The sequence below is a fragment of the Amycolatopsis oliviviridis genome (assembly GCF_014654365.1).
GTDB classification, from domain to species: domain Bacteria; phylum Actinomycetota; class Actinomycetes; order Mycobacteriales; family Pseudonocardiaceae; genus Amycolatopsis; species Amycolatopsis oliviviridis.
In genome coordinates this window covers 470,368-490,829 of sequence record NZ_BNAY01000005.1, presented here as the reverse complement: position 1 = coordinate 490,829, position 20,462 = coordinate 470,368, and the positions used below count along the sequence as shown (strand labels likewise).

16 protein-coding genes are annotated in these 20,462 nt (G+C 68.9%); 10 read left to right on the top strand and 6 right to left on the bottom strand.

What is annotated here, in order from left to right; translation table 11 throughout:
- Nucleotides 1–62: 62 nt before the first annotated feature.
- The 3 genes from IE302_RS24025 to IE302_RS24015 all read left to right on the top strand — a co-directional run bounded on the left by IE302_RS24025 (nucleotide 63) and on the right by IE302_RS24015 (nucleotide 1,898).
- On the top strand, nucleotides 63–989 hold the full coding sequence (locus IE302_RS24025) for a LysR family transcriptional regulator (RefSeq protein ID WP_229907915.1): 927 nt from the start codon (nucleotides 63–65) through the stop codon (nucleotides 987–989).
- A 90-nt stretch (nucleotides 990–1,079) separates the two neighbouring features.
- Complete coding sequence (locus tag IE302_RS24020) at nucleotides 1,080–1,430, top strand: rhodanese-like domain-containing protein (RefSeq protein WP_191256718.1); 351 nt, start codon at nucleotides 1,080–1,082, stop codon at nucleotides 1,428–1,430.
- A 27-nt stretch (nucleotides 1,431–1,457) separates the two neighbouring features.
- Nucleotides 1,458–1,898: a thioredoxin family protein gene (locus IE302_RS24015; RefSeq protein WP_191256717.1), complete on the top strand. Its 441-nt coding sequence runs from the start codon at nucleotides 1,458–1,460 to the stop codon at nucleotides 1,896–1,898.
- Here the strand turns inward: IE302_RS24015 and IE302_RS24010 are convergent.
- Nucleotides 1,880–2,677 carry an alpha/beta fold hydrolase gene (locus tag IE302_RS24010; RefSeq protein ID WP_191256716.1) on the bottom strand — a complete coding sequence of 266 codons (798 nt, stop codon included), beginning with the start codon at nucleotides 2,675–2,677 and terminating at the stop codon, nucleotides 1,880–1,882. The two genes, IE302_RS24015 and IE302_RS24010, sit on opposite strands and share 19 nt — an antisense overlap.
- Here IE302_RS24010 and IE302_RS24005 point away from each other — a divergent pair.
- Nucleotides 2,676–4,118, top strand: coding sequence for a M1 family metallopeptidase (locus tag IE302_RS24005; protein ID WP_229907914.1), 1,443 nt, complete (start codon nucleotides 2,676–2,678; stop codon nucleotides 4,116–4,118). The genes IE302_RS24010 and IE302_RS24005 overlap by 2 nt on opposite strands.
- 397 nt (nucleotides 4,119–4,515) lie before the next feature.
- On the opposite strand, the gene IE302_RS24000 is transcribed toward IE302_RS24005, so the two are convergent.
- Entirely contained in the window at nucleotides 4,516–5,715 is a 1,200-nt protein-coding gene (locus IE302_RS24000; RefSeq protein WP_229907913.1) for an FAD-dependent monooxygenase, read from the bottom strand.
- Between the two features lie 62 nt (nucleotides 5,716–5,777).
- Here IE302_RS24000 and IE302_RS23995 point away from each other — a divergent pair, with 62 nt between their 5' ends.
- Together IE302_RS23995 and IE302_RS23990 are read left to right on the top strand one after the other, a co-directional pair.
- Entirely contained in the window at nucleotides 5,778–6,086 is a 309-nt protein-coding gene (locus tag IE302_RS23995; protein WP_005165349.1) for an antibiotic biosynthesis monooxygenase family protein, read from the top strand.
- The gene (locus tag IE302_RS23990; protein WP_191256714.1) at nucleotides 6,079–6,894 is read left to right on the top strand and encodes an SIR2 family NAD-dependent protein deacylase; all 816 of its coding nucleotides are present in this window, start codon (nucleotides 6,079–6,081) and stop codon (nucleotides 6,892–6,894) included. The genes IE302_RS23995 and IE302_RS23990 overlap by 8 nt, the downstream gene beginning before the upstream one ends.
- A 60-nt stretch (nucleotides 6,895–6,954) precedes the next feature.
- On the opposite strand, the gene IE302_RS23985 is transcribed toward IE302_RS23990, so the two are convergent.
- A complete protein-coding gene (locus IE302_RS23985) occupies nucleotides 6,955–7,980 on the bottom strand; it encodes an endonuclease/exonuclease/phosphatase family protein (RefSeq protein ID WP_191256713.1) in 1,026 nt (341 codons plus the stop codon).
- Between the two features lie 135 nt (nucleotides 7,981–8,115).
- On the opposite strand from IE302_RS23985, the gene IE302_RS23980 reads away from it, so the two are divergent.
- Nucleotides 8,116–9,093, top strand: coding sequence for an ATP-binding cassette domain-containing protein (locus IE302_RS23980; RefSeq protein WP_191256712.1), 978 nt, complete (start codon nucleotides 8,116–8,118; stop codon nucleotides 9,091–9,093).
- On the top strand, nucleotides 9,090–9,890 hold the full coding sequence (locus IE302_RS23975) for an ABC transporter permease (RefSeq protein ID WP_093935416.1): 801 nt from the start codon (nucleotides 9,090–9,092) through the stop codon (nucleotides 9,888–9,890). Before IE302_RS23980 ends, IE302_RS23975 begins: the two co-directional genes overlap by 4 nt.
- A gap of 62 nt (nucleotides 9,891–9,952) precedes the next feature.
- Here IE302_RS23975 and IE302_RS23970 read toward each other — a convergent pair whose 3' ends face one another.
- Complete coding sequence (locus IE302_RS23970) at nucleotides 9,953–13,138, bottom strand: AfsR/SARP family transcriptional regulator (protein ID WP_191256711.1); 3,186 nt, start codon at nucleotides 13,136–13,138, stop codon at nucleotides 9,953–9,955.
- A 196-nt stretch (nucleotides 13,139–13,334) separates the two neighbouring features.
- Between IE302_RS23970 and IE302_RS23965 the strand changes: the two genes are divergently transcribed.
- Together IE302_RS23965 and pcp are read left to right on the top strand one after the other, a co-directional pair.
- Nucleotides 13,335–14,750 (top strand): M1 family metallopeptidase, encoded by a 1,416-nt coding sequence (locus tag IE302_RS23965; protein WP_191256710.1) that lies wholly within the window; start codon nucleotides 13,335–13,337, stop codon nucleotides 14,748–14,750.
- Between the two features lie 27 nt (nucleotides 14,751–14,777).
- Nucleotides 14,778–15,413, top strand: a complete 636-nt coding sequence (gene pcp / locus IE302_RS23960; protein WP_191256709.1) for a pyroglutamyl-peptidase I — start codon at nucleotides 14,778–14,780, stop codon at nucleotides 15,411–15,413.
- A gap of 81 nt (nucleotides 15,414–15,494) precedes the next feature.
- Here pcp and IE302_RS23955 read toward each other — a convergent pair whose 3' ends face one another.
- Complete coding sequence (locus IE302_RS23955; RefSeq protein ID WP_191256708.1) at nucleotides 15,495–17,285, bottom strand: Hsp70 family protein; 1,791 nt, start codon at nucleotides 17,283–17,285, stop codon at nucleotides 15,495–15,497.
- Between the two features lie 319 nt (nucleotides 17,286–17,604).
- Nucleotides 17,605–20,163, bottom strand: a complete 2,559-nt coding sequence (locus IE302_RS23950; protein ID WP_191256707.1) for an ATP-dependent Clp protease ATP-binding subunit — start codon at nucleotides 20,161–20,163, stop codon at nucleotides 17,605–17,607.
- Nucleotides 20,164–20,462 lie beyond the last annotated feature (299 nt).

Below are 20,462 nucleotides of genomic sequence, written 5' to 3'. Positions count from 1 at the left end.
GTGCCGGACACGCGCGGAGCGCGGTATACGAAGTCATGGAGATTCAGGTTCGGCATCTTCGCGTGATTTGTGAGATCGCTGCCTCCGGAAGCCTCAACCGTGCCGCCGCCGGGCTGGGGCTCGGGCAGCCCGCGCTCAGCCACCAGTTGCGCCGGATCGAGCGGATGGTCGGTGGTTCCCTGTTCCATCGCGACCAGCACGGGGTGCGGCCCACCGAACTCGGCGCCCTGATCCTGCGGCGGGCCAAGGCGATCGTGCTCACCTTCGACGAACTGGAGCACGACTTCCACCGGCAGGAGCCCGAGGTCGGCGAATCGATCAGGATCGGCTGGAACGACAGCGCCATCACGGGTTCGCTGCTCGCCGGGCTGCGCGACCTGAGACCCGGGGAACCGTTTCGCACCCGCGCCGACACTTCACGCACACGACTGCTCGCCCAGGTCGCGAACCGGGGCATCGACCTCGCGCTGATCATGATCTGCGGCGGGCGCGGCCTCCCGGTGCCGCCGGAGGTGCGGACCCTGACCCTGGTCGAGGAACCGTCGTTCGTCGCGGTTCCCGCGGAACATCCGCTCGCCGAGGCGGAAGAGATCGAACTCGCCGAACTGGCCGGGGAGGACTGGATCGTGTCGAGCGGCGGCGACGGCTGCCGGGTGGTGTTCCGCGAAATGTGTCTCGCGCACGGTTTCGACCCCCGGATCACCCACGACGTCGACATCGACACCGCGCGGGAGGACCTGGTCAGCGGCGGGCACGGCGTCGGCCTGGTCCAGCCGACCCGGCCGCCGTCGGACGGCCTGTCCATCCGGCCGCTGTCAGGCGCGCCGATGTGCGTGCGGCACGTGCTCGCCTGGCGGGCGGACGGCCCGTGCGCGCCCAGGGTCGAAGAACTCGCCGGCGAGGCGACGGCGGGCTACTGGCGGCTCGCCGAACAGACGGCGCCGTACCGCGCCTGGCTGCACCGCCACGGCAGGCTGGCGGCTGGATAACCCTTCGGCATGCGGGGGCGGCACTAGAGCGTGTCCCGGAAACGGCCGACGATGGGAATCGTCAATCGAGGTCGTCTGAGAAGGGGCATCATGCTGCCGTTGATCACTCGTACGGAACTGCTCTCCCGAATGGAGGCCGGAACGGTGGTCGTGGTCGACACGATGCCGGTCGCCTATTTCGAAAAGGAACATCTGCCGGAAGCGCTCAACATTCCGGGGTTCCCGTACGAACAGGCCGCCGAATTCACCGATCACCTGGCACCGACGGTGCTTCCGGACAAGACCGCCGAGATCGTCGTCTATTGCGCGAACACGCCGTGCCGCAACAGTGAATTCGTCGGACGGCGGCTGCTGGAGCTCGGCTACGAGAACGTCCGCAAGTACCGCGAAGGAATCGAAGACTGGGTCGCGAACGGATTGCCGACCGGGTCTTCGTCCTGAGTGGACTTCCCCGCGAAGGAGATCGTCTTGTCCAAGACCAAAAGGTTCGTCTGCGTGCTGGCCGGTGTGCTGGCGCTCATCACCGGTTTCGGCAACGGCGCGGCGTCCGCCGCACCGTCACCGGCGGCCGAGAACGTGATGACGGTGACCTCGGGCAACTACGCCGAAGTCATGAACATCTCGAAGCAGAAGCTGGTCATCATGGACTTCGGCGCGACCTGGTGCCCGCCGTGCCGTCAGATGAAACCGGTGATCGAACGGCTCGCCGGCGAGTACGGCGGCAAGTTCCTGCTCGGCGAGGTCGACGTCGACCAGAGCCGGGACCTGTCCAGCAAGTACAACATCCGCTACCTCCCGACGCTGGTCGGTGTCCGCAACGCGGCCGAACTGCCGTCCTCGCGGAACATCGGCTACCCGGGCGAGGCGAAGCTGCGCGCCTGGATCGACGCTCAGCTCGCCAAGCGCTGACCCAGGACGTCGGAGAGAAACGCGTCGACGGCGCCTAGGTAGGTTTCCGGAGCTTCGTCGTGCACCACGTGCCCGGCGCCTTGGACGACGATGTGCCGTCCGAGGCCGCCGGGCACGCGCGCGGCCAGTTCGGCCTGCTGGCCGTGCGGCATCGCCGTCCGCTCGCCTTCGATCGCGAGCAGCGGGCATTCGACGCGTTCGACGAACTCCCAGAAATCCCGCCGCCCCCATTCCGCCGCGATCTCGTACAGATCGGGCAGCGACGCGATCAGGTGATAACCGTCTTCCCGTTCCTCGACGCATTCGAGGAAATAGTCGCCGGTTTCGCCGAAGAATTCGCGCACATGGGCCAAGGACCGGAACGGGACCGGCCAGGACTCGAAGTAGCCGCGCCAGGCGTCCACGGTCCGGCCGCGCTGATCCGGCGCGAAATCCTCGCAGACCACGGCGCGGACGAGTTCGGGATGCGTGGCCGCGGTGACCCACGCGTGCAGGCCGCCCATGGAATGTCCGATCAAGACGGCGGGTTCGCCGAACGTCCGCAGCACCGCGGCGACGTCGTCGGCGAACCGTTCGGTGCGCCAAGGTCCGCCGCGTGGCCCGCGGCCGTGACCGCGCGCGTCGAGGCCGTGGACACGCCCGTACGGTTCGAGCCTTCGCGCGACCCGCCACCACGTCGTCGCCCTGCCCATCAACCCGTGCAGGAGGACGATCGGCGGTCCATCACCGCCGAAAGTGATCAACCCGTCGCGCTGAATCACCACTAAGCTCCCCTCCATGCGCAGCCGTGTCCCCGCCGCCGGTCTGGTCCTGGGGGTCGTCTGCGCCCTGATTATCGGTTGCAGTGCCGATCCTCCTCCGGCGGCGCCCCCTCCACTGCCGCCGATGCGTCCGGCGCCGGGGGCTTCGGGCGCGGGCGACCCGTACTACCCGATGGACGGAAACGGCGGCTACGACGCCGTCGAATACCAGGTCGGGATCACTTACGACCCCGCGAAAGGGCGTCTCGACGGCGACACCACGGTGATCGCGAAAGCGACCCAGGACCTCGATCGGTACAACTTGGACTTACGCGGCTTGACCGTCCAATCCGTCGAAGTGGAGGGGAAGCCGGCCAAGTTCGCCCGCGAGAGCGACTTCGAGCTGGTGGTGACGCCCGCCGAGCCGATCCGGAACGGGAGCACGTTCCACACGAAGGTCGTCTACGGCGGCGACCCGTCCACGACGCCCAAGGCAGGCGGCAGCGAGAACGGCTGGCAGAAATCGAAGGACGGCGGCGCGTTCGTCGTCGGCGAGCCGCATTCGGCGTCGTTCTGGTATCCCGTCAACGAAACCCCGCGCGACAAGGCGATGTTCACCCTCACCGCCCGCGTGCCGGACGGCTGGACCGTCATCTCGAACGGACGCGAGATCCAGAAGACCTCGGCGAACGGCTGGTCCACGACGTCCTGGCAGGAGCGCACGCCCGTGGCGCCGTACCTGACCACGGTGGCGATCGACAAGTTCACCGTCGACCGGATGGCGCTCCCGGACGGAACGCCGCTGGTCAACGCGTACGCGCCGGGCGCGGAGGACCGGCGCGACACCGGCAGGCGGCTGCCGGAGATCATCGGCTTCCTGAGCTCGAAGTTCGGCCCGTACCCGGTGGACGCGGCGGGCGGGATCTACCTCGACGAGGACATCCACTTCTCACTGGAGACCCAGACCAGGCCGACGTACGCGAAATGGGCCGAGCTGATCACCGTCGTGCACGAAACCGCACACCAGTGGTTCGGCGATTCGGTGACGCTGAATTCGTGGTCCGACATCTGCCTCAACGAATGTCTCGCGTCGTACGCGCAATGGCTGTGGCAGGAGTCGCGGGACAACGAGAACCTGGACGACCGCTATCGCGCCGCGCTCGAAATCATGCGGGGCAGCCCAGACTTCTGGACGCCGAAACTGGTCGACATGGGGGCCGGGAAGGAATTCCACGGCGTCTACGACAAGGGGATCCTGGCGATCCACGCACTGCGGCGGAAGATCGGCGAAGGCGCGTTCGCGCGGCTGCTGAAGGAATGGCCGGCGGCGCATCGGAACGGCAACGTGTCCTGGGCGGATTTCGAGGCGTTCACGATCAAGCTCTCGGAGCAGGACCTGCGGCCGTTCTTCGACGCGTGGTTCCACGGCACGACGATCCCGCCGGACGCCGAACTCCTGCCGGGCACCCTCCGCGGCTGAGACCGGCGCACTCAGAGGACGAAACGCGGGGGCGACAGGCCGGTCCGGGGCCGCGACCATCGCATTTCGTCCTCTAAATGCGCTTGGAGGCGAGCTGGGCTGTCCGTGAAGGCCTACTTGCCTACCCTCAAGGTAGTGAAGGAGGCCTTCACGGAACACCCGACCGCCACAAGCGCCTCAGTGACCACACGCGCCACCACCAAAGCGCGTGAAGGCCTCCTTCACGCGGCTGAGCCGAGGAAACTCGACCTTCACCCCTTCCGCGACGGCGCGAGGGTGAGCGCGCGGAAAGGGCTACCGAGATTGCCGCATTTCGTCCTCTGGATGCGGGGTACCCGTCGCATTTCGTCCTCTGGATGCTGCGGGTGGCGAGACCCGGACCGCCGCGTTTCGTCCTCTAGATGCGGGGTGGGGCGGGGTAGTCCGGCAGGTCGATGCCGTTCACCACGTCCCGCATCTTCCGCGACGCCAGCGCGGCGACCGGCTTCAGCCGCATCAGGCGCAGCATCAGGTACCGCGTCCGCAACGCCGCCCGCGACTTCGCGAAGATCGACTCCGCGTTCTCCCGCCCCATCTCCTGGGTCTTCTCGACGAACTCACGCATGACCGCTTCGTACCGCTTGAGCCCCGTGTCGAGACCGGCCGCGAGTTCCCCGGCGAGGACGTACGCGCCGACGAACGCCAGGCTCGTCCCCTGCCCCGAAAGCGGCGAAGGACAGAAAGCCGCGTCGCCCAGCAACCCGATCCGGCCGCGCGACCACGACTCCATGATCACCTGCGCGCACGAGTCGAAATAGAAGTCGGGGGCGTCGGCCAGCCGTTCCAGCAGCCAGGGCGCCTCCCACTCCATCCCGGCGGCGAAGCCCCGCACCAGCTCTTTCTGCGCTTCGACGTCGCGATAGTCGTAGTCGACCTTCTCCGAAGCGAACCCGAAATAGGCCATCGCCTCGTCGCCGTCACGGATTCCGCGAATCCCGGCGGACCGGCCGACGTCGTCGAAGCCGATCGCCCAGTTCCGCAGGCCGAGCCGGTTCGGCACGGTGAAGAACGCCAGGTACGAGCCCAGGTGCCGGACGTAGCGGGACTCGTCGCCGAACGCCAGCGCGCGCACTCCCGAGTGCAGCCCGTCCGCCCCGATGACCAGGTCGAACGTCCTCCGCGACCCGCTCGCGAAGGTGACGTCGACGCCGTCGGCCCGCTCGTCCAGCGCGGTGATCCGGTCGCCGAAGACGTACTCCGTCCGCTCCCTGGTCGCCTCGTACAGCACCTCGGTCAGGTCGCCGCGGAGGATCTCGATCTCGGCGACGACGCCGTCGCCGTCGAAGTCGTCGGCGCGGATGGTGGCCTTCGCGCGGTTCTTCCGGTCGACGAGGGTCTCGCCCTTCGTGTCCGTGCACGCCTCGCGGACACGTTCGTCCAGCCCCATCCGGCGGACGACCTCCCTGGCCGTTCCGCGCAGGTCGACGGCCTGGCCGCCGGGGCGCAGCGAAGGCGCGCGCTCCACGACGGTCACTTCGAAGCCGTACCGGGTGAGCCAGAAGGCCAGCGCCGGGCCGGCGACGCTCGCGCCGGAGATGAGGATCTTCGTGTCAGCCATCTCCTGGAAGGTCCCACGCATCACATCGCGGCGCAAAAGAGTTTCACCGTAGGGTGGACGGCATGGCTGTCGTGAAGATCAACGCGATCGAGGTCCCCGAAGGCGCAGGCCCCGAGCTGGAGAAGCGGTTCGCCGCGCGGCTGCACGCCGTCGACAACCAGCCCGGCTTCCTCGGCTTCGAACTGCTCCGCCCGGTCTCCGGTGAAAGCCGCTACTTCGTCTACACGAAGTGGGAGTCCGAAGAGGCCTATCAGGCGTGGGCGTCCGGTCCGGCGCGCGAGGCGCACGCGGGTGAGCGCGCGAAGCCGGTCTCCAGTGGCGCGAACCTGCTGGAATTCGAGGTCGTCCAGGCTTCGAAGCCGGGTGAGTGAGCTCGAACGAGCCGCGGAACTGATCGACGGCGCCGGCGCGCTGCTCGTCTGCGCCGGCGCCGGGATGGGCGTCGACTCCGGCCTGCCCGATTTCCGGGGTGACGAGGGTTTCTGGAAGGCGTATCCGCCGTACGAGCGGCTGGGCATCAGCTTCGTCGAGCTCGCCGATCCGCGGCATTTCGCCGAAGATCCCGAGCTCGCCTGGGGTTTCTACGGACACCGGCTCGCGCTGTACCGCGCGACCGTCCCGCACGAAGGGTTCCGTCTCCTGCTGTCCTGGGGAGCCCGCAAACCCGGCGGCGTCCGGGCATTCACGTCCAATGTGGACGGACAGTTCCAGAAGGCGGGGTATCCGCACGTCGCCGAAGCGCACGGGTCCATCCACCATCTCCAGTGCCTCGACCGGTGCACCGGCGAGATCTGGCCCGCCGGCGACGTCGAGGTCCCGATCGACGAGGACACGATGCGCGCCCTCGCGCCGCTGCCGTCGTGCCCGCGCTGCGGCGGCCTCGCCCGGCCCAACATCCTGATGTTCGGCGACTACGACTGGCTCGGGCAGCGCAGCCAGGCCCAGCTCGACGAGCTGACCGCGTGGCGCCGCGCGTATCGCGACCTCGTGGTGGTGGAACTCGGCGCCGGGCAGGCCGTGCCGACGGTGCGGCGCTACTCGGAGCTGGCCAGCGCCGCGACCGGCGCGCTGGTCCGGATCAACCCGCGCGAGCCGCGGATCCGGCACGGACGCGGCGTCTCGCTCGCGAGCGACGGCCTCGCAACGCTCAAGGCCCTGGACTCCTTGCTCGCCTCGTGAGTGGCGTGATCAGGCGGCGAACTCGCGTGATCGGACGGACGACACGCTCGGAACGACGGTTCAGGGCAGGACGATTTCCGCGTACACCGCGTCGTGATCGCTGCCGGGCGTCTCCAGCACCTTGAAGTCCGCGATCGCCGTCCGCTTGTCCGCCAGCACGTGGTCGATCGGCACCGGCGGCACCATCCCGTTCGTCCAGGTGCCCTGCAGCGCCTTCCCCAGCTGATCGGCGGCGTCCACGTATCCCCTGGTCAGCAGCTCACGGAAGAGCGAGTGGTCGAGGCTCGCGTTGAAGTCGCCCGCCAGGATCCGGATGTCGTGCTCGGCGTCGGCGTAGGGCAGGTCCTTGGCCTCGTCGACCCACACGTGCCTGTCCCACATCGGCGCCGCCGGATGGACCGCGACGACCTCGATCCGGACGCCGTCGCCGAGGTCGACGCTCGCGCTCGGCTGTTTCCGATCCGAGTCGCCGCTGAGCTTCAGCGGCGTGAGCGGGTACTTCGACACCAGCCCGGAGCCCGACGCCCATTCCGCCGGGTGCAGCACGTGGTACGGCAGGAGCTGGAACAGCCCGGCCCGGTCGAGCGCGGCGATCGCCTCGGGCGTCATCTCGGTCAGGCTCAGGACGTCGACCTGGTGTTCCTTCACGTAGCCGACGATCCTGGCCGGATCAGCCTGCCCGCCGAGCATGTTCGACGCGAGCACGCGGACATGCTTGCCGCCGAGCGCCTTCTGCTCGTTGGCGAACGCGCGGGGCAGCACGAGCGCGGCGACCGTGCAGGTCAGCACCAGTGCGACGGCCGCGGTCCACCAGCGGCGCAGGCCCAGCGCGAGGACGCCGAGCACCAGGGTCGCGATCCCCGCGTACGGCGTCAGCGCGAGCGCGGCGATCGTGTACGTGTTGCCGTCGTACCCCACCAGCCGCATCGCCGTCAGCACCGCGAACGGCACGACCGCCGCGACGAGCAGCCCGCTGACCAGCTTCCGCCCGGCACCCCGGCGCGCCACCACCGGCCGGACCGGCCGCTCTTCGATCACCATGACGTCGAGTATGCCGATCATGAGCGCCGTGACGGCGCTCTCCACAAGACCTTCACAACCTCCTCACACCGCGTCTACCAGCGCGTATCAGGTTCTGCCAGCCGCTGCCAGCGCGCTGTGCGCGGTCTGTCAGGCACGGGGTGCACCTTTGTCCGCGGGGCGAGACCACAGGAGGAATCGATGACTCACGCGATCAGGGCCGAGGGCCTGGTCAAACACTATGGGGAGACGAAGGCGCTCGACGGGGTCGATCTGGAGGTCCCGGCGGGCAAGGTGGTCGGGGTGCTGGGGCCGAACGGCGCGGGGAAGACGACCGCCGTCCGGATCCTGGCCACCTTGATCCGGCCGGACCGCGGCCACGCGAGCGTCTTCGGGTACGACGTCGTCAAGAACCCGATGGCCGTCCGCGGCATGATCGGGCTGACCGGGCAGTACGCGTCGGTCGACGAGGACCTCTCCGGTACGGAGAACCTGGTCCTGATCGGCAGGCTGCTGGAGTTCTCCAGGGCGGACGCGAAGAAGCGCGCGGCCGATCTGCTGGAGCGGTTCGAGCTGACCGACGCCGCCGGACGCGCGATCAAGACCTACTCGGGCGGCATGCGGCGGCGGCTCGACCTCGCCGCGAGCCTCGTCGGCCGTCCCAAGGTGCTGTACCTGGACGAGCCGACCACCGGCCTCGACCCGCACGCCCGCAACGAGGTCTGGGCCGTGGTCCGGACGCTGGTCGCGGACGGCACCACGGTGCTGCTCACCACGCAGTATCTGGAGGAGGCCGACCAGCTGGCCGACACGATCACCGTGTTCGACCACGGGCACGTCGTGGCGAACGGGCGGGCCGACGAGCTCAAGCGGCGGACCGGCGGCCAGACGCTGCAGGTCCGGCCGACCGCGCTCGCCGATCTCGACGCCGTCGAGCGCATCCTGACAAGCCTCACCGGGGCCCGGCCGAACCGGGACGACGACACCGGGCTGCTCACCGCGCCGGTGGCGGACCCGGTCCTGCTGTCCACCTTGGTCCGCAAGCTGGACGAAGCCGGGATCACCGCGGACGAGCTGGCGCTGCGGCTGCCCAGTCTCGACGAGGTGTTCCTCGCTCTGACCGGCAAGAAGACCGATGAGTCCACAAAGGACACGACTCCGGAAGGGAGCCTGGTATGACGACCATCGCCGCACCCGCACCACCACGGCGCGTTTCACTGGCCGGCAGTGCCAGGCACGGGTTCTCCCTCGCCTGGCGCGGGATTCTCAAGATCCGCAAGAACCCGGAGCAGCTCGCCGACGTCACCATCGCGCCGATCATCTTCCTGGTCATGTTCGTCTACCTGTTCGGTGGCGCGATCATGGGCAGCACCGAGGGTTACCTCCAGATGATCGTGCCCGGCATCATGGTGTTCAACATCCTGCAGGCCAGCATGACCGTCGGCGTCCAGCTGAACACCGACGTCACCAAGGGCGTGTTCGACCGGTTCCGCGCGATGCCGATCGCGCGGTCCGCGCCGCTGATCGGCGCCGTGCTGGCCGACATCGTGCGCTACCTGGTGTGCATCACCGTGCTGATGATCGTCGCGACGATCATGGGTTACCGGATCCAGACCGGTCCGGCGGAGTTCGTCCTGGCCGTCGTGCTGGCGATCGCGTTCGCCCTGTCGTTCTGCTGGGCCTCGGTGTTCGTCGGGATGCTGGTGAAGAGCCCCGGCGCGGTGCAGGGCCTGATGTTCGTGGTGCTCATGCCGCTGACCTTCGGCAGCAACGTCTTCGTCCCGACCGGCACCATGCCCGGCTGGCTGAAGGCGTGGGCCGACATCAGCCCGGTTACGCAGATGTCCGACGTGCTGCGCGGGTTGATGAACGGCGGCGCCATCGCCGGACCGCTGACCGGCTCGCTGATCTGGATGGCGGCCGCGATCGCGGTCTTCTTCCCGCTCGCCACGTGGGCTTACCGGAAGCGCGTCTGACGGGGGTCAGGGGGAACGCGCGTGAAGGGCTCCTTGCCTCAGCCGAGGCGAGGAGCCCTTCTTCACCCGGTCACTTCCTGGAGAATCCAGGACATCAGACCGGCGCGGGTGAGCGCGGCGTCCTGGACGAGCAACGCTTCGTAGCGCTCCTCGCCGAAGTGCGCGCGGAGGCTGTCGATCAGGTCCCGGATACCGGGCTCACCGAGATCCAGCCTGCCGCGCAGGAGCTTCGCCGCTCCGAGCAGGCGAACCGCGAGCTCAGGTCGTCCCTGCCGGAACCGGATCAGTCCACAGACCTCGACGATCCGCCCGAGGTCGGCGATGTCGCCGCGGTCCGCGGTGGACTTCACGACGACCGCGGCCCCGCGGCCGGCCGCGTCCAGATCCCCGGCGGCCAGCGCGACCTCGGTGTCGATGTACCCCCCGAACTCCTCGCCGAACACGCCCGGCGACGCGACCGTAGCCATCTTTTCCCGGAATCGGGCGGCGACCTCGCGTGCCTCGTCCAAGCGTCCGGCACGACAGAGCAGATCGGCCTTGCCCACCAGCACCATCACCGAGAGCTGGGTATTACCCGTTTCGGCCGCGTAGCGCTCGGCGTCGAGTATCTCGCGCATCGCCGTGTCCAGGTCACCGGCCCGCGCGTACTCCGTCGCGAGCCGCCAGCGCTGCTGGATCACGTCGTCCTGCGAGCCCAGTTCGAGGGCGAGGGCGAGGCCTTGCCGGTACAGCGCGAGAGCGGCCTCGTGATCGCCCGACATCGAGATGTCGCTCGCCTTCATGCCCACCGCCATCGCGATGCCCCACCGATCACCCAGGGCCGAGAATCCTTCGTAGGCGCAGTCCCTGGCCTGTTCCGCGCCGTCGGGGTCGCCGTCGTCGGTGAGGACGAAGCTGTGCGCCCACGATCCCGCCGCCCTGGCCCACGGGTCCTGGCTCGACAGCGCCCTCTTCACTTCGCGGCGCGCGAGGTCCTTGTCCTGACTGAAGAAGGCCAGCATGGGCAGGCCGATGGCCAGCCCGGCGAACCGGATGTGCGCGTTCGTCCGCACGCATTCGTCGATGAGGATTCGCACGGCTTCCGGATCGCCGACGCCGGGAACCATCGTGGTGATCTCGCGCATCGCCCGGAACGCGGCCGCGAAGTCCTCGTCGAGACGATCGCCGAAAGCGAGCACTTCGGCGACGAACGACTCGACCCGGTTGCTGTCCCCTTTGATCAGCCAGTACCAGAAAGCGCTGCCGAACAGGTGCGTCGCCATTTCGACGTCGTCGGCGTCGATGGCCTGACGGAGGGCCGTCACGATGTTGCCGTGCTCGGCGTCGTAGCGCGAAATGGCGGTGAGCTGGTCCCTGGTCCGCAGCAACGGCTCCAGCCGCTCGGCGAGCTCGGCGTAGTAGCGGTGATACGCCTTCGTCAGCTGTTCCCGTTCTTCGGCCTCGTCGAGACGCTCCGCTCCGTACGCCCGGATCGTCTCCAGCATGCGGTAACGCGGCTCGCCCTGATCGCCGGCTATCGCGTCCACAATGGACTTCTCGACGAGCGAGCCGAGGACGTACATGACGTCTTCGGCGGCCAGCCCGTCCCCGGCACAGACGCTTTCGACCGCTTCGACCTCGGCACCGGCCCCGAAGACCGAAAGCCGCCTCGCGAGCACGCGTTCGGCGTCGTCGAGCAGGTCCCAGCTCCACTCGACGACCGCGCGCAGCGTGCGCTGCCTCGGCAAAGCCGTCCGGCTGCCGGAGGTCAGCAGGCGGAAGCGGTCGTCGAGGCGCCGCGAGATCTGCGCGACGGTCATCGACCTCAGCCGCGCGGCGGCCAGCTCCAGCGCCAGCGGCATCCCGTCCAGCCGACGGCAGATCTGCGCGACGTCGTCCACAGTGGACTCGTCGAGCACGAAGTCCGGCCGCACGGCGGCCGCCCTGTCGACGAACAGCCGGATCGCGCCCGCCTCGGCGGCCTGCGGGACGGTCGGCGTCCCTTCCGGGACGGCCAGCGGGCCGAGCGGGCACAGCGTCTCGCCGTCGATGGCCAGCGCTTCACGGCTCGTCGCGAGGATCCGCAGCGTCGGCACGCGGCGCAACAGGGTGTTCGCCAGCTCCGCGGCCGCGTCGACCAGATGCTCGCAGTTGTCCAGCACCAGTACCGATTCCCCGGCACCGAGCGTTTCCACGACCCGGACCAGCGCCTCCACCGGCCGCCGCATCGGGTCACCGCTGTGCGCGAGACCGAGGTCCCACAGTTCCAGCGCGGCGAAGACCGCGCCGGGCAGGTCTCCCGGGTCGCGGACACCGGCGAGCGGCACGAACCAGACGCGTCCGCGCGTATGCGCCGGATGCCGCGTCGCGACCTCGGTGGCCAGGCGTGTCTTCCCGGCGCCGCCGGGCCCGACGAGCGTCACCAGCCGCGCGCCCGCGAGGAGTTCGGCGACCAGCTTCAGCTCGTCGTCACGGCCGACGAAACTGGTCAGCCGCACCGGGAGGTGATCGGCGGCCGCGGGTGGCGGGCCGAGTTCGCCGCGCAGCGCGGCGACGTGGATCTCCTGGAGTTCGGCAGAAGGGTCGACGCCCAGCTCGTCGGCCAGCGCCGTCCGGACCTCTTCGTAGAAGGCGAGGGCGTCGGACTGCCGGTCCGCCGCGCACAACGCCCGGATCCACAGCCCGGCGAGCCGCTCGCGCAGCGGGTTCCGCGCGGCCGCCTCCTTGAGATCGGCCAGGACCCGGTCGTGCCCGCCGAGCCGGATCTCGGCCTCGAAACGGTCTTCGGCGGCTTCGAGCCGCAGATCCTCCAGGCGGGTCGCGGGTGCCTGCGCGAAAGGGGCGTCGAGGACGTCGGACAGCGCTTGACCACGCCAGAGGCCGAGCGCCTCGGCGAGGATCGCGGCCGCACCGGCGTCCCTGCCTGCCGCGAGTTCCGCGCGGCCCTCGGCGGCGAGGCGCTCGAAGCGGCACGCGTCGACGTCCTCGCGGGCGACGTCCAGCCGGTAGCCGCCCGGCCCCGAGTCGAGGGCGACGTCGTCGGCACGCAGGACCTTGCGCAACCGCGAGACCAGGGATTGCAGCGCGTTCGCGGCGTCGGCGGGCGGTTCCGCGCCCCACAGACCGTCGATGAGGGCCGGCGCGGGGACGGCGCGGCCGGGCTCCAGCGCGAGCCTGGCCAGGAGCATGCGGAGGCGGACACCGCCGATGTCGACCGGGGTGCCGTCACCGGCCTCCGCACCGACCGGGCCCAGCAGCGTCACACGCACGCCCCCAGCTTTCCAGAAGGCGCCACTCGATATCCCGGCCAGGCCGCGTGTCCCGAGGTTCGCCGCCGGGTTCCCGTACCCCGTCCAGGCGACGGAAGTGGGGATTATCCGGGCACGAAGGAGCTTTCCGGGCGGACGGCCGAGGTCACGGCGTTAGGTTCGGGGCCGAATGACAGCCGATCGACTGGGAGCGTGAATGAGGTACCGGAGCGCGGCGGTCGTCGCCGCCGTCCTGGCCGCGAGTGTCCTCGGCGGCGGGACCGCCCTCGCCGACACCGGCAAACCCGGCGCGGACGGCGCCGGGGACAGCTACTACCCGCAGGACGGCAACGGCGGTTACGACGTCGCCGACTACAACCTGAAAGTCGGCTACGAGCCCGCCACCAAGCAGCTCACCGGCCTGCAGACGATCACCGGCCGGACCACGCAGTCGCTGAGCTCGTTCAACCTCGACCTGCACGGGCTCACCGTCGACTCGGTCAAGGTCAACGGGCGGAAGGCGACCTTCACCCGGACCGGCGACCACGAGCTGGTGATCACCCCGGCCCGCCCGCTGCGGAACCACGAGCGGTTCACCGCCGAGGTCGCCTACCACGGCGTCCCGCAGCCGATCCAGGATCCGGCGCTGGGCGCGAACGGCTGGCAGTACGCGAAATCCGGCGGCGCTTTCGCCGCGGGCGAGCCGAAGTCCGCGACGACCTGGTACCCGGTCAACGACACCCCGCGCGACAAGGCGACCTTCCACCTCGCGATCACCGTTCCCTCCGAATGGAGCGTGATCTCGAACGGCGTCGAGCGCGGTCAGGTCAAGAACGGCAAGAACACCACGTACTCCTGGGCCGAAGAGACTCCCGCCGTGCCGTACATGACGACGGTCGCGATCGACAAATGGGAGTTCGAGCGGACGAAGCTGTCCGACGGCACCCCGGTCGTCAACGCCTACGCCCCCGGAACCCCCGCCTCGACCAAGCAGGCCGAGGCGCGGCTGCCGGAGATCATCGACTTCCTGGCGTCGAAGTTCGGGCGGTACCCGGTGGACGCGGCGGGCGGCATCTTCCTCGCCGAGCCGATCGGGTTCTCGCTGGAGACGCTGAGCAGGCCGATCTACTCGGGCGCGGCGGGCAACGTCCCGACGATCGTGCACGAGAACGCCCACCAGTGGTGGGGCGACTCGGTCGCCGTCGACAAGTGGAAGGACGTCTGCCTCAACGAATGCTTCGCCTCGTACGCGGAGTGGATGTGGTCCGAGGCGAAGTCGGGCCAGGACCTGAAGGCGCGCTACCTGAACTCCGTGCAGAAGGCGACGGACCGGTTCTGGGCCGGGAAGCTCTACGACATGGGCCCCGGCAACGAGTTCACCTACGTGTACTCGAAGGGCCCGACGGCGCTGCACGCGCTGAAGAACTACATCGGCGCGGCGCCGTTCGATCGCATCCTGAAGACGTGGCCCGCCCTGCACCGCGACGGTAACGCGAGCCTGCCGGAGTTCCAGAAGTTCGCCGAGCGCGTCGCGCACAAGAACCTCCAGGGCTTCTTCGACGCGTGGTTCTACGGCAACACCAAGCCGGCGCCCGAGTTCCTCTACCCCGGGGACCTCAAGCCGACTTCCTGACGGGCGTCACACGTTAGGGTGAGGGGTATGACGTCAGTGCTCCTCACCGGCTTCGAACCGTTCGGCGGTGAGCGGGTGAACCCGTCGTGGCAGGCGGTTTCCCTGCTCACCGGCCGGCGGCACGACACGGTGGCCGTCGAACTGCCGTGCGTGTTCTCGCGTTCGCTGGTCACCTTGCGCGACGCGATCGACGAATACCGGCCGGACCTGGTGATCTGCGTCGGACAGGCGGGCGGCCGCGCCGACGTCACCCCGGAACGGGTCGCGATCAACCTGATCGACGCCCGCATCCCGGACAACGCGGGCTCGCAGCCCGTCGACGTCCCGGTGATCCCCGGCGGGCCCAACGCCTACTTCACGACCCTGCCGGTGAAGGCGAGCGTCGCGGGCATCAAGAACGCGGGGCTGCCCGCGTCGGTCTCGCACACCGCCGGGACGTACGTGTGCAACCAGGTCTTCTACGGGCTGATGCACTTGCTGGACAACGATTTTCCCGGTGTGCGCGGCGGTTTCGTGCACATTCCCTACACGCCGGAGCAGGCGGCGAGGACGACCGCGCCGAGCCTGGCCACGCACCGCGCGGCGGAGGCGCTGGAGATCATCGTGGACACCGCGCTCACGGTGGCCGAGGATCTCTCGACACCGGCGGGCACCCTGCACTGATCAAGTTCCGGCCGTCGAGAGTGTCATGAAAGGGCCGTTCAAGACGTTTTTCGTCCTGAACGACCCTTTCATGACATCCGGTCAAGGCTTGAGCTGCGCGGTGAAGAACTCGACCATCTCCGCGGTCGTCCGCGGCGTACCGTCGCTGCGAGTCGAGACGAGCATCCCGGTCAAGGGCGCGTCTTCGGTCCCGAAAAGCACGATGCCGCTTCGCTTGCCGACGCCCGCCAAGTAGCGTCCTCGCAGCCCGTCGGCCGCCCAGGTGCCCTCCACGGGCTTGCCCTTGGTCATCTGCGCCCGGACGCCGTCCTCCAGACCGGTCATCGCGATGCCTTGGTAGTAGTTGATCGCGTTCGACACCTCGTCGTCCTTGAACACACAGGTGACCGCGGACGCCGCACCCACCGTGGTCGCCGCGTCCGGCGCGTCGCGGCAGTCACCCCGCTGCGGGATGACGGCGGCGATCCGGCGGAGACAGTCCGTGAACCCCTGCTCGTCCTTCGGGCCGGGCTGATCGCAAGTCGGCTTCGGCGTTGCTGGGGCCTGCGCGGCGACGGGCTCGTCCTTGCCGCCGCTGAGCAGGACGATCGTCGTCACGATCGCCGCGAGGGCGAGCACGATGACGCCGTACGTCGTGGGCTTCTGCCAGTTCCGGCCAGGTGGGGGCGTCCAGCGCGGTGGTTGCGGGCGCCGAGGAGGCTGCTGCGGTGGTGGCGGCTGCTGCTGGTGGACTGGTGGCTGGTGGACTGGGGGCTGCCGCACCGGCGGCGCGACCGGCGCGAAAGCGGGCACGGTCAGCTGGGAATCCTCGCCGCCCGCGGGCACGTGATGCAGCCCGAACGCGACCGCCGTCTCCGGCTGGTCCTGCGTCGTCGGCGCGATCCTGAGCTGGTTCGCCAGCAGGCTAGCCAGCAGCGGCATCCGGCTGGGCCCGCCGACGAGGTAGACGCCGCCGAGCCGGTCCGGGGACAGTCCGGCGCGGTGGATCGTGGCGGCGAGGAGCTCGCCGCTGCGCAGGAAACTCGGCCGGACGAGCGCCTCCAGCTCCATCCGCGTCACCCGCACGTCGCCGAACGGCTCCGGCATCGGGATCTCGGTCTGCTGGTGCCGGGACAGGCTTTCCTTGGCGTCACGGACATCCTGCAGCAACGACCGGCGCGTCCGGCGGTCGCTGACCGACTGCGGGCGCAGGATCCGTTGCCAGCGCGCGGGTTCGGAATGCGACACCTCGCGGCCGATGTGCACCAGCAGCGCCTGGTCGATGTCGAGGCTGCCGAGATCGGGCAGGCCGTCCTCGGCGAGCACGGCGAACCCTTGGGCGCTGACGCCGACGACAGCGCAGTCGAAGGTGCCCGCCCCGAGGTCGTAGACCGCGATCGGGCCGGGCGGCCGGTGGCCGTGGTTCAGGGAGGCGTAATGCGCGGCGGCGGCGACCGGCTCGGGGATGAGCACCGTCGTGCCGAATCCGGCCTTGAGCGCGGCCTCGTGGAGGATCTGCTTGCGATCGGGGCCCCAGCCGGCGGGATGGGAGATGCGCACCTGCGCGGGCGGACGCTGCAGGAGCAGCTCGGCCTCCTCGCCGACCCGGCGCAGTACCGCGGCGAAGGCGTCGGCGATGGGGAGCGTGACGTCACCGAGCTGGAGCGCGCCCTCGTCGATGCGCCGCTTCGGATTCGCCTCGAACCGGCTCGGATCGAGTCTGGCCCGGCGTTCGGCGTCGCGGCCGACGAAGACGGTGCCGTCCTTGTCGACGTAGATCGCGGACGACATCGTCACCGACCCGTCGATCTCGACGACCTGTGTCCCTCTGCCGTGGATCGACAGCACCCCCACCGTGCTGGAGGTACCGAAATCGATCGCCAGAACGTCCACCTGACCCCCTCCCGGACCCGAGGGCATCGTCTCACGCGATGATCAGGCGGCCGGGACGGGTCAGACGGCGGTGGAACGCTCCCCGGATGCCAACCTCAAAGGTGACGTTGTGAAAGCCACTTTCACAACGTTGAAGGTTGCGAAGGTGGCTTTCACAACGCGTTCCGGCAGGCCCCGCGCCTGGCGAGCCGTGGTTCGGGGTGGTCGTGAGTGGCAATGAGGGTTAGAACCCGAATCGCCACTCACGACCACCCCGGCCCGGACGCGAAAGTGCCCGCCGCGGCAAACCCGCGACGGGCACTTTCAGCACCAGAGAGCCTTACTCGCCCTCGGCTTCACCGTTCTCTTCGGTCGAGCCGGCGCCGATGCTGACCGGCGGGGCGTCCGGGACCGACGAGGGACGGGCTTCGCCGCGGAAGACGAAGTGCGCCTTGTCGTCCTTCTCGCCCTCTTCGTCGTTCCAGCCTTCGACGTCGACCAGGATGATCTGGCCGGGCTGGACCTCGCCGAACAGGATCTTCTCCGACAGCTGGTCCTCGATCTCGCGCTGGATCGTGCGACGCAGCGGCCGCGCGCCCAGCACCGGGTCGAAGCCGCGCTTGGCGAGCAGCGACTTGGCCTTGGGCGTGAGCTCAAGCTCCATGTCCTTGGCCTTGAGCTGCGTCTCGACCCGGGCGATCATCAGATCGACCATCTCGATGATCTGTTCCTTGGTCAGCTGGTGGAAGACGATGATGTCGTCGATCCGGTTCAGGAACTCGGGCCGGAAATGCTTCTTCATTTCCTCGTTGACCTTTTGCTTCATCTTCTCGTACCGGTTGGTGCTGTCACCGCCCGACGAGAACCCGAGCGAGACGGACTTGGAGATGTCCGAGGTACCCAGGTTCGAGGTGAAGATGAGCACGGTGTTCTTGAAGTCGACCGTACGACCCTGGCCGTCGGTGAGACGGCCGTCTTCGAGGACCTGCAGGAGCGTGTTGTAGATCTCCTGGTGAGCCTTCTCGATCTCGTCGAACAGCACCACCGAGAACGGCTTGCGCCGCACCTTCTCGGTCAGCTGGCCGCCCTCTTCGTAGCCGACGTAGCCCGGAGGGGCACCGAAGAGCCGCGAAGCGGTGTAGCGGTCGTGGAACTCGCCCATGTCGATCTGGATGAGCGCGTCGTCCTCGCCGAAGAGGAACGCCGCCAGCGCCTTGGACAGCTCGGTCTTACCGACACCGGACGGACCGGCGAAGATGAACGAACCGGAGGGGCGCTTCGGGTCCTTCAGGCCGGCGCGGGTACGGCGGATCGCCTGGGAGACGGCCTTGACCGCGTCCTCCTGGCCGATGATCCGCTTGTGCAGCTCGTCCTCCATGCGGAGCAGACGCGTGGTCTCCTCCTCGGTGAGCTTGAACACCGGGATGCCGGTCCAGTTGGCGAGGACCTCGGCGATCTGCTCCTCGTCGACCTCGGCGACGACGTCGAGGTCGCCGTCCTTCCACTGCTTCTCCCGCTCGCCCTTCTGGCCGAGGAGGGTCTTCTCCTCGTCACGGAGGCGGGCGGCGCGCTCGAAGTCCTGCGCGTCTATCGCGGACTCCTTGTCCCGGCGCACGTCGGCGATCTTCTCGTCGAACTCGCGCAGGTCCGGCGGCGCGGTCATGCGGCGGATGCGCATCCGGGCGCCGGCCTCGTCGATCAGGTCGATCGCCTTGTCCGGGAGGAACCGGTCGTTGATGTAGCGGTCCGCCAGGGTGGCCGCCTGCACCAGCGCGCCGTCGGTGATCGAGACGCGGTGGTGCGCCTCGTACCGGTCGCGAAGACCCTTCAGGATCTCGATCGTGTGCTCGAGCGACGGCTCGCCGACCTGGATCGGCTGGAAGCGGCGCTCCAGCGCGGCGTCCTTCTCGATGTACTTGCGGTACTCCTCGAGAGTGGTCGCACCGATCGTCTGCAGCTCGCCACGGGCCAGCATCGGCTTCAGGATCGACGCGGCGTCGATCGCGCCCTCGGCGGCACCCGCGCCGACGAGCGTGTGCAGCTCGTCGATGAACAGGATGATGTCGCCGCGGGTCTTGATCTCCTTGAGCACCTTCTTGAGGCGCTCTTCGAAGTCACCGCGGTACCGGGAACCGGCGACCAGGGAGCCGAGGTCGAGGGTGTAGAGCTGCTTGTCCTTCAGCGTCTCCGGGACCTCGCCCTTGACGATGTTCTGCGCGAGCCCCTCGACGACGGCGGTCTTGCCGACGCCGGGCTCACCGATCAGGACCGGGTTGTTCTTGGTGCGCCGCGACAGCACCTGCATGACCCGCTCGATCTCCTTGCCGCGGCCGATGACCGGGTCGAGCTTGCCTTCGCGGGCCTGGACGGTCAGGTTGCGGCCGAACTGGTCGAGCACCAGCGACGACGACGGGGTGCCTTCACCGCGTCCGGAGCCGGTCTCGGTCGACTCCTTGCCACCCTGGTAGCCCGACAGCAGCTGCAGGACCTGCTGACGCACCCGGTTGAGGTCCGCGCCGAGCTTGACGAGCACCTGCGCGGCGACGCCTTCTCCTTCGCGGATCAGCCCGAGCAGGATGTGCTCGGTGCCGATGTAGTTGTGGCCGAGCTGCAGCGCTTCGCGCAGCGACAGCTCCAGCACCTTCTTGGCCCGCGGGGTGAAGGGGATGTGCCCGCTCGGGGCCTGCTGCCCCTGGCCGATGATCTCCTCGACCTGCTGGCGGACGCCCTCCAGCGCGATGCCCAGCGATTCCAGCGCCTTGGCGGCGACACCTTCACCCTCGTGGATCAGACCCAGGAGGATGTGCTCGGTGCCGATGTAGTTGTGGTTGAGCATCCTGGCCTCTTCTTGGGCCAGGACGACCACCCGCCTCGCGCGGTCGGTGAACCTCTCAAACATGTGCACTCCCTCGACTGCTGCGACGGCGGCCCGTTTCCATCGTGCTTTCACCGCGATGGATTCAGCACCGTGAGACCACTCTAGTAGCCATGCGGTCGCGCTGGCGTACCACTACGGCTGATTGCGGCCCGTTCGCGCCCTGGCCGTTCTCCGGCCGTGCGCTCTTTCATCTTCCGGTTGCCCTGCACCTTTACGTCAAGCACAACGTGCGAACACGGGTCCGGATTCCACCGGACGCGCGTTGTCCGCTGAGCGCGAACACGGCCCGCGGGCGGAGTCCGCCCAGTGGATGGACACCC

What these genes read in the sequence shown, in the direction of transcription:
- IE302_RS24020 (WP_191256718.1), top strand. Translation starts at nt 1,080, where the DNA reads ATGCTGCCGTTGATCACTCGTACGGAACTGCTCTCCCGAATGGAGGCC.
- IE302_RS24005 (WP_229907914.1), top strand. Translation starts at nt 2,676, where the DNA reads ATGCGCAGCCGTGTCCCCGCCGCCGGTCTGGTCCTGGGGGTCGTCTGC.
- IE302_RS24010 (WP_191256716.1), bottom strand. Translation starts at nt 2,677, where the DNA reads ATGGAGGGGAGCTTAGTGGTGATTCAGCGCGACGGGTTGATCACTTTC.
- IE302_RS24000 (WP_229907913.1), bottom strand. Translation starts at nt 5,715, where the DNA reads ATGGCTGACACGAAGATCCTCATCTCCGGCGCGAGCGTCGCCGGCCCG.
- IE302_RS23995 (WP_005165349.1), top strand. Translation starts at nt 5,778, where the DNA reads ATGGCTGTCGTGAAGATCAACGCGATCGAGGTCCCCGAAGGCGCAGGC.
- IE302_RS23980 (WP_191256712.1), top strand. Translation starts at nt 8,116, where the DNA reads ATGACTCACGCGATCAGGGCCGAGGGCCTGGTCAAACACTATGGGGAG.
- IE302_RS23975 (WP_093935416.1), top strand. Translation starts at nt 9,090, where the DNA reads ATGACGACCATCGCCGCACCCGCACCACCACGGCGCGTTTCACTGGCC.
- IE302_RS23965 (WP_191256710.1), top strand. Translation starts at nt 13,335, where the DNA reads ATGAGGTACCGGAGCGCGGCGGTCGTCGCCGCCGTCCTGGCCGCGAGT.
- pcp (WP_191256709.1), top strand. Translation starts at nt 14,778, where the DNA reads ATGACGTCAGTGCTCCTCACCGGCTTCGAACCGTTCGGCGGTGAGCGG.
- IE302_RS23950 (WP_191256707.1), bottom strand. Translation starts at nt 20,163, where the DNA reads ATGTTTGAGAGGTTCACCGACCGCGCGAGGCGGGTGGTCGTCCTGGCC.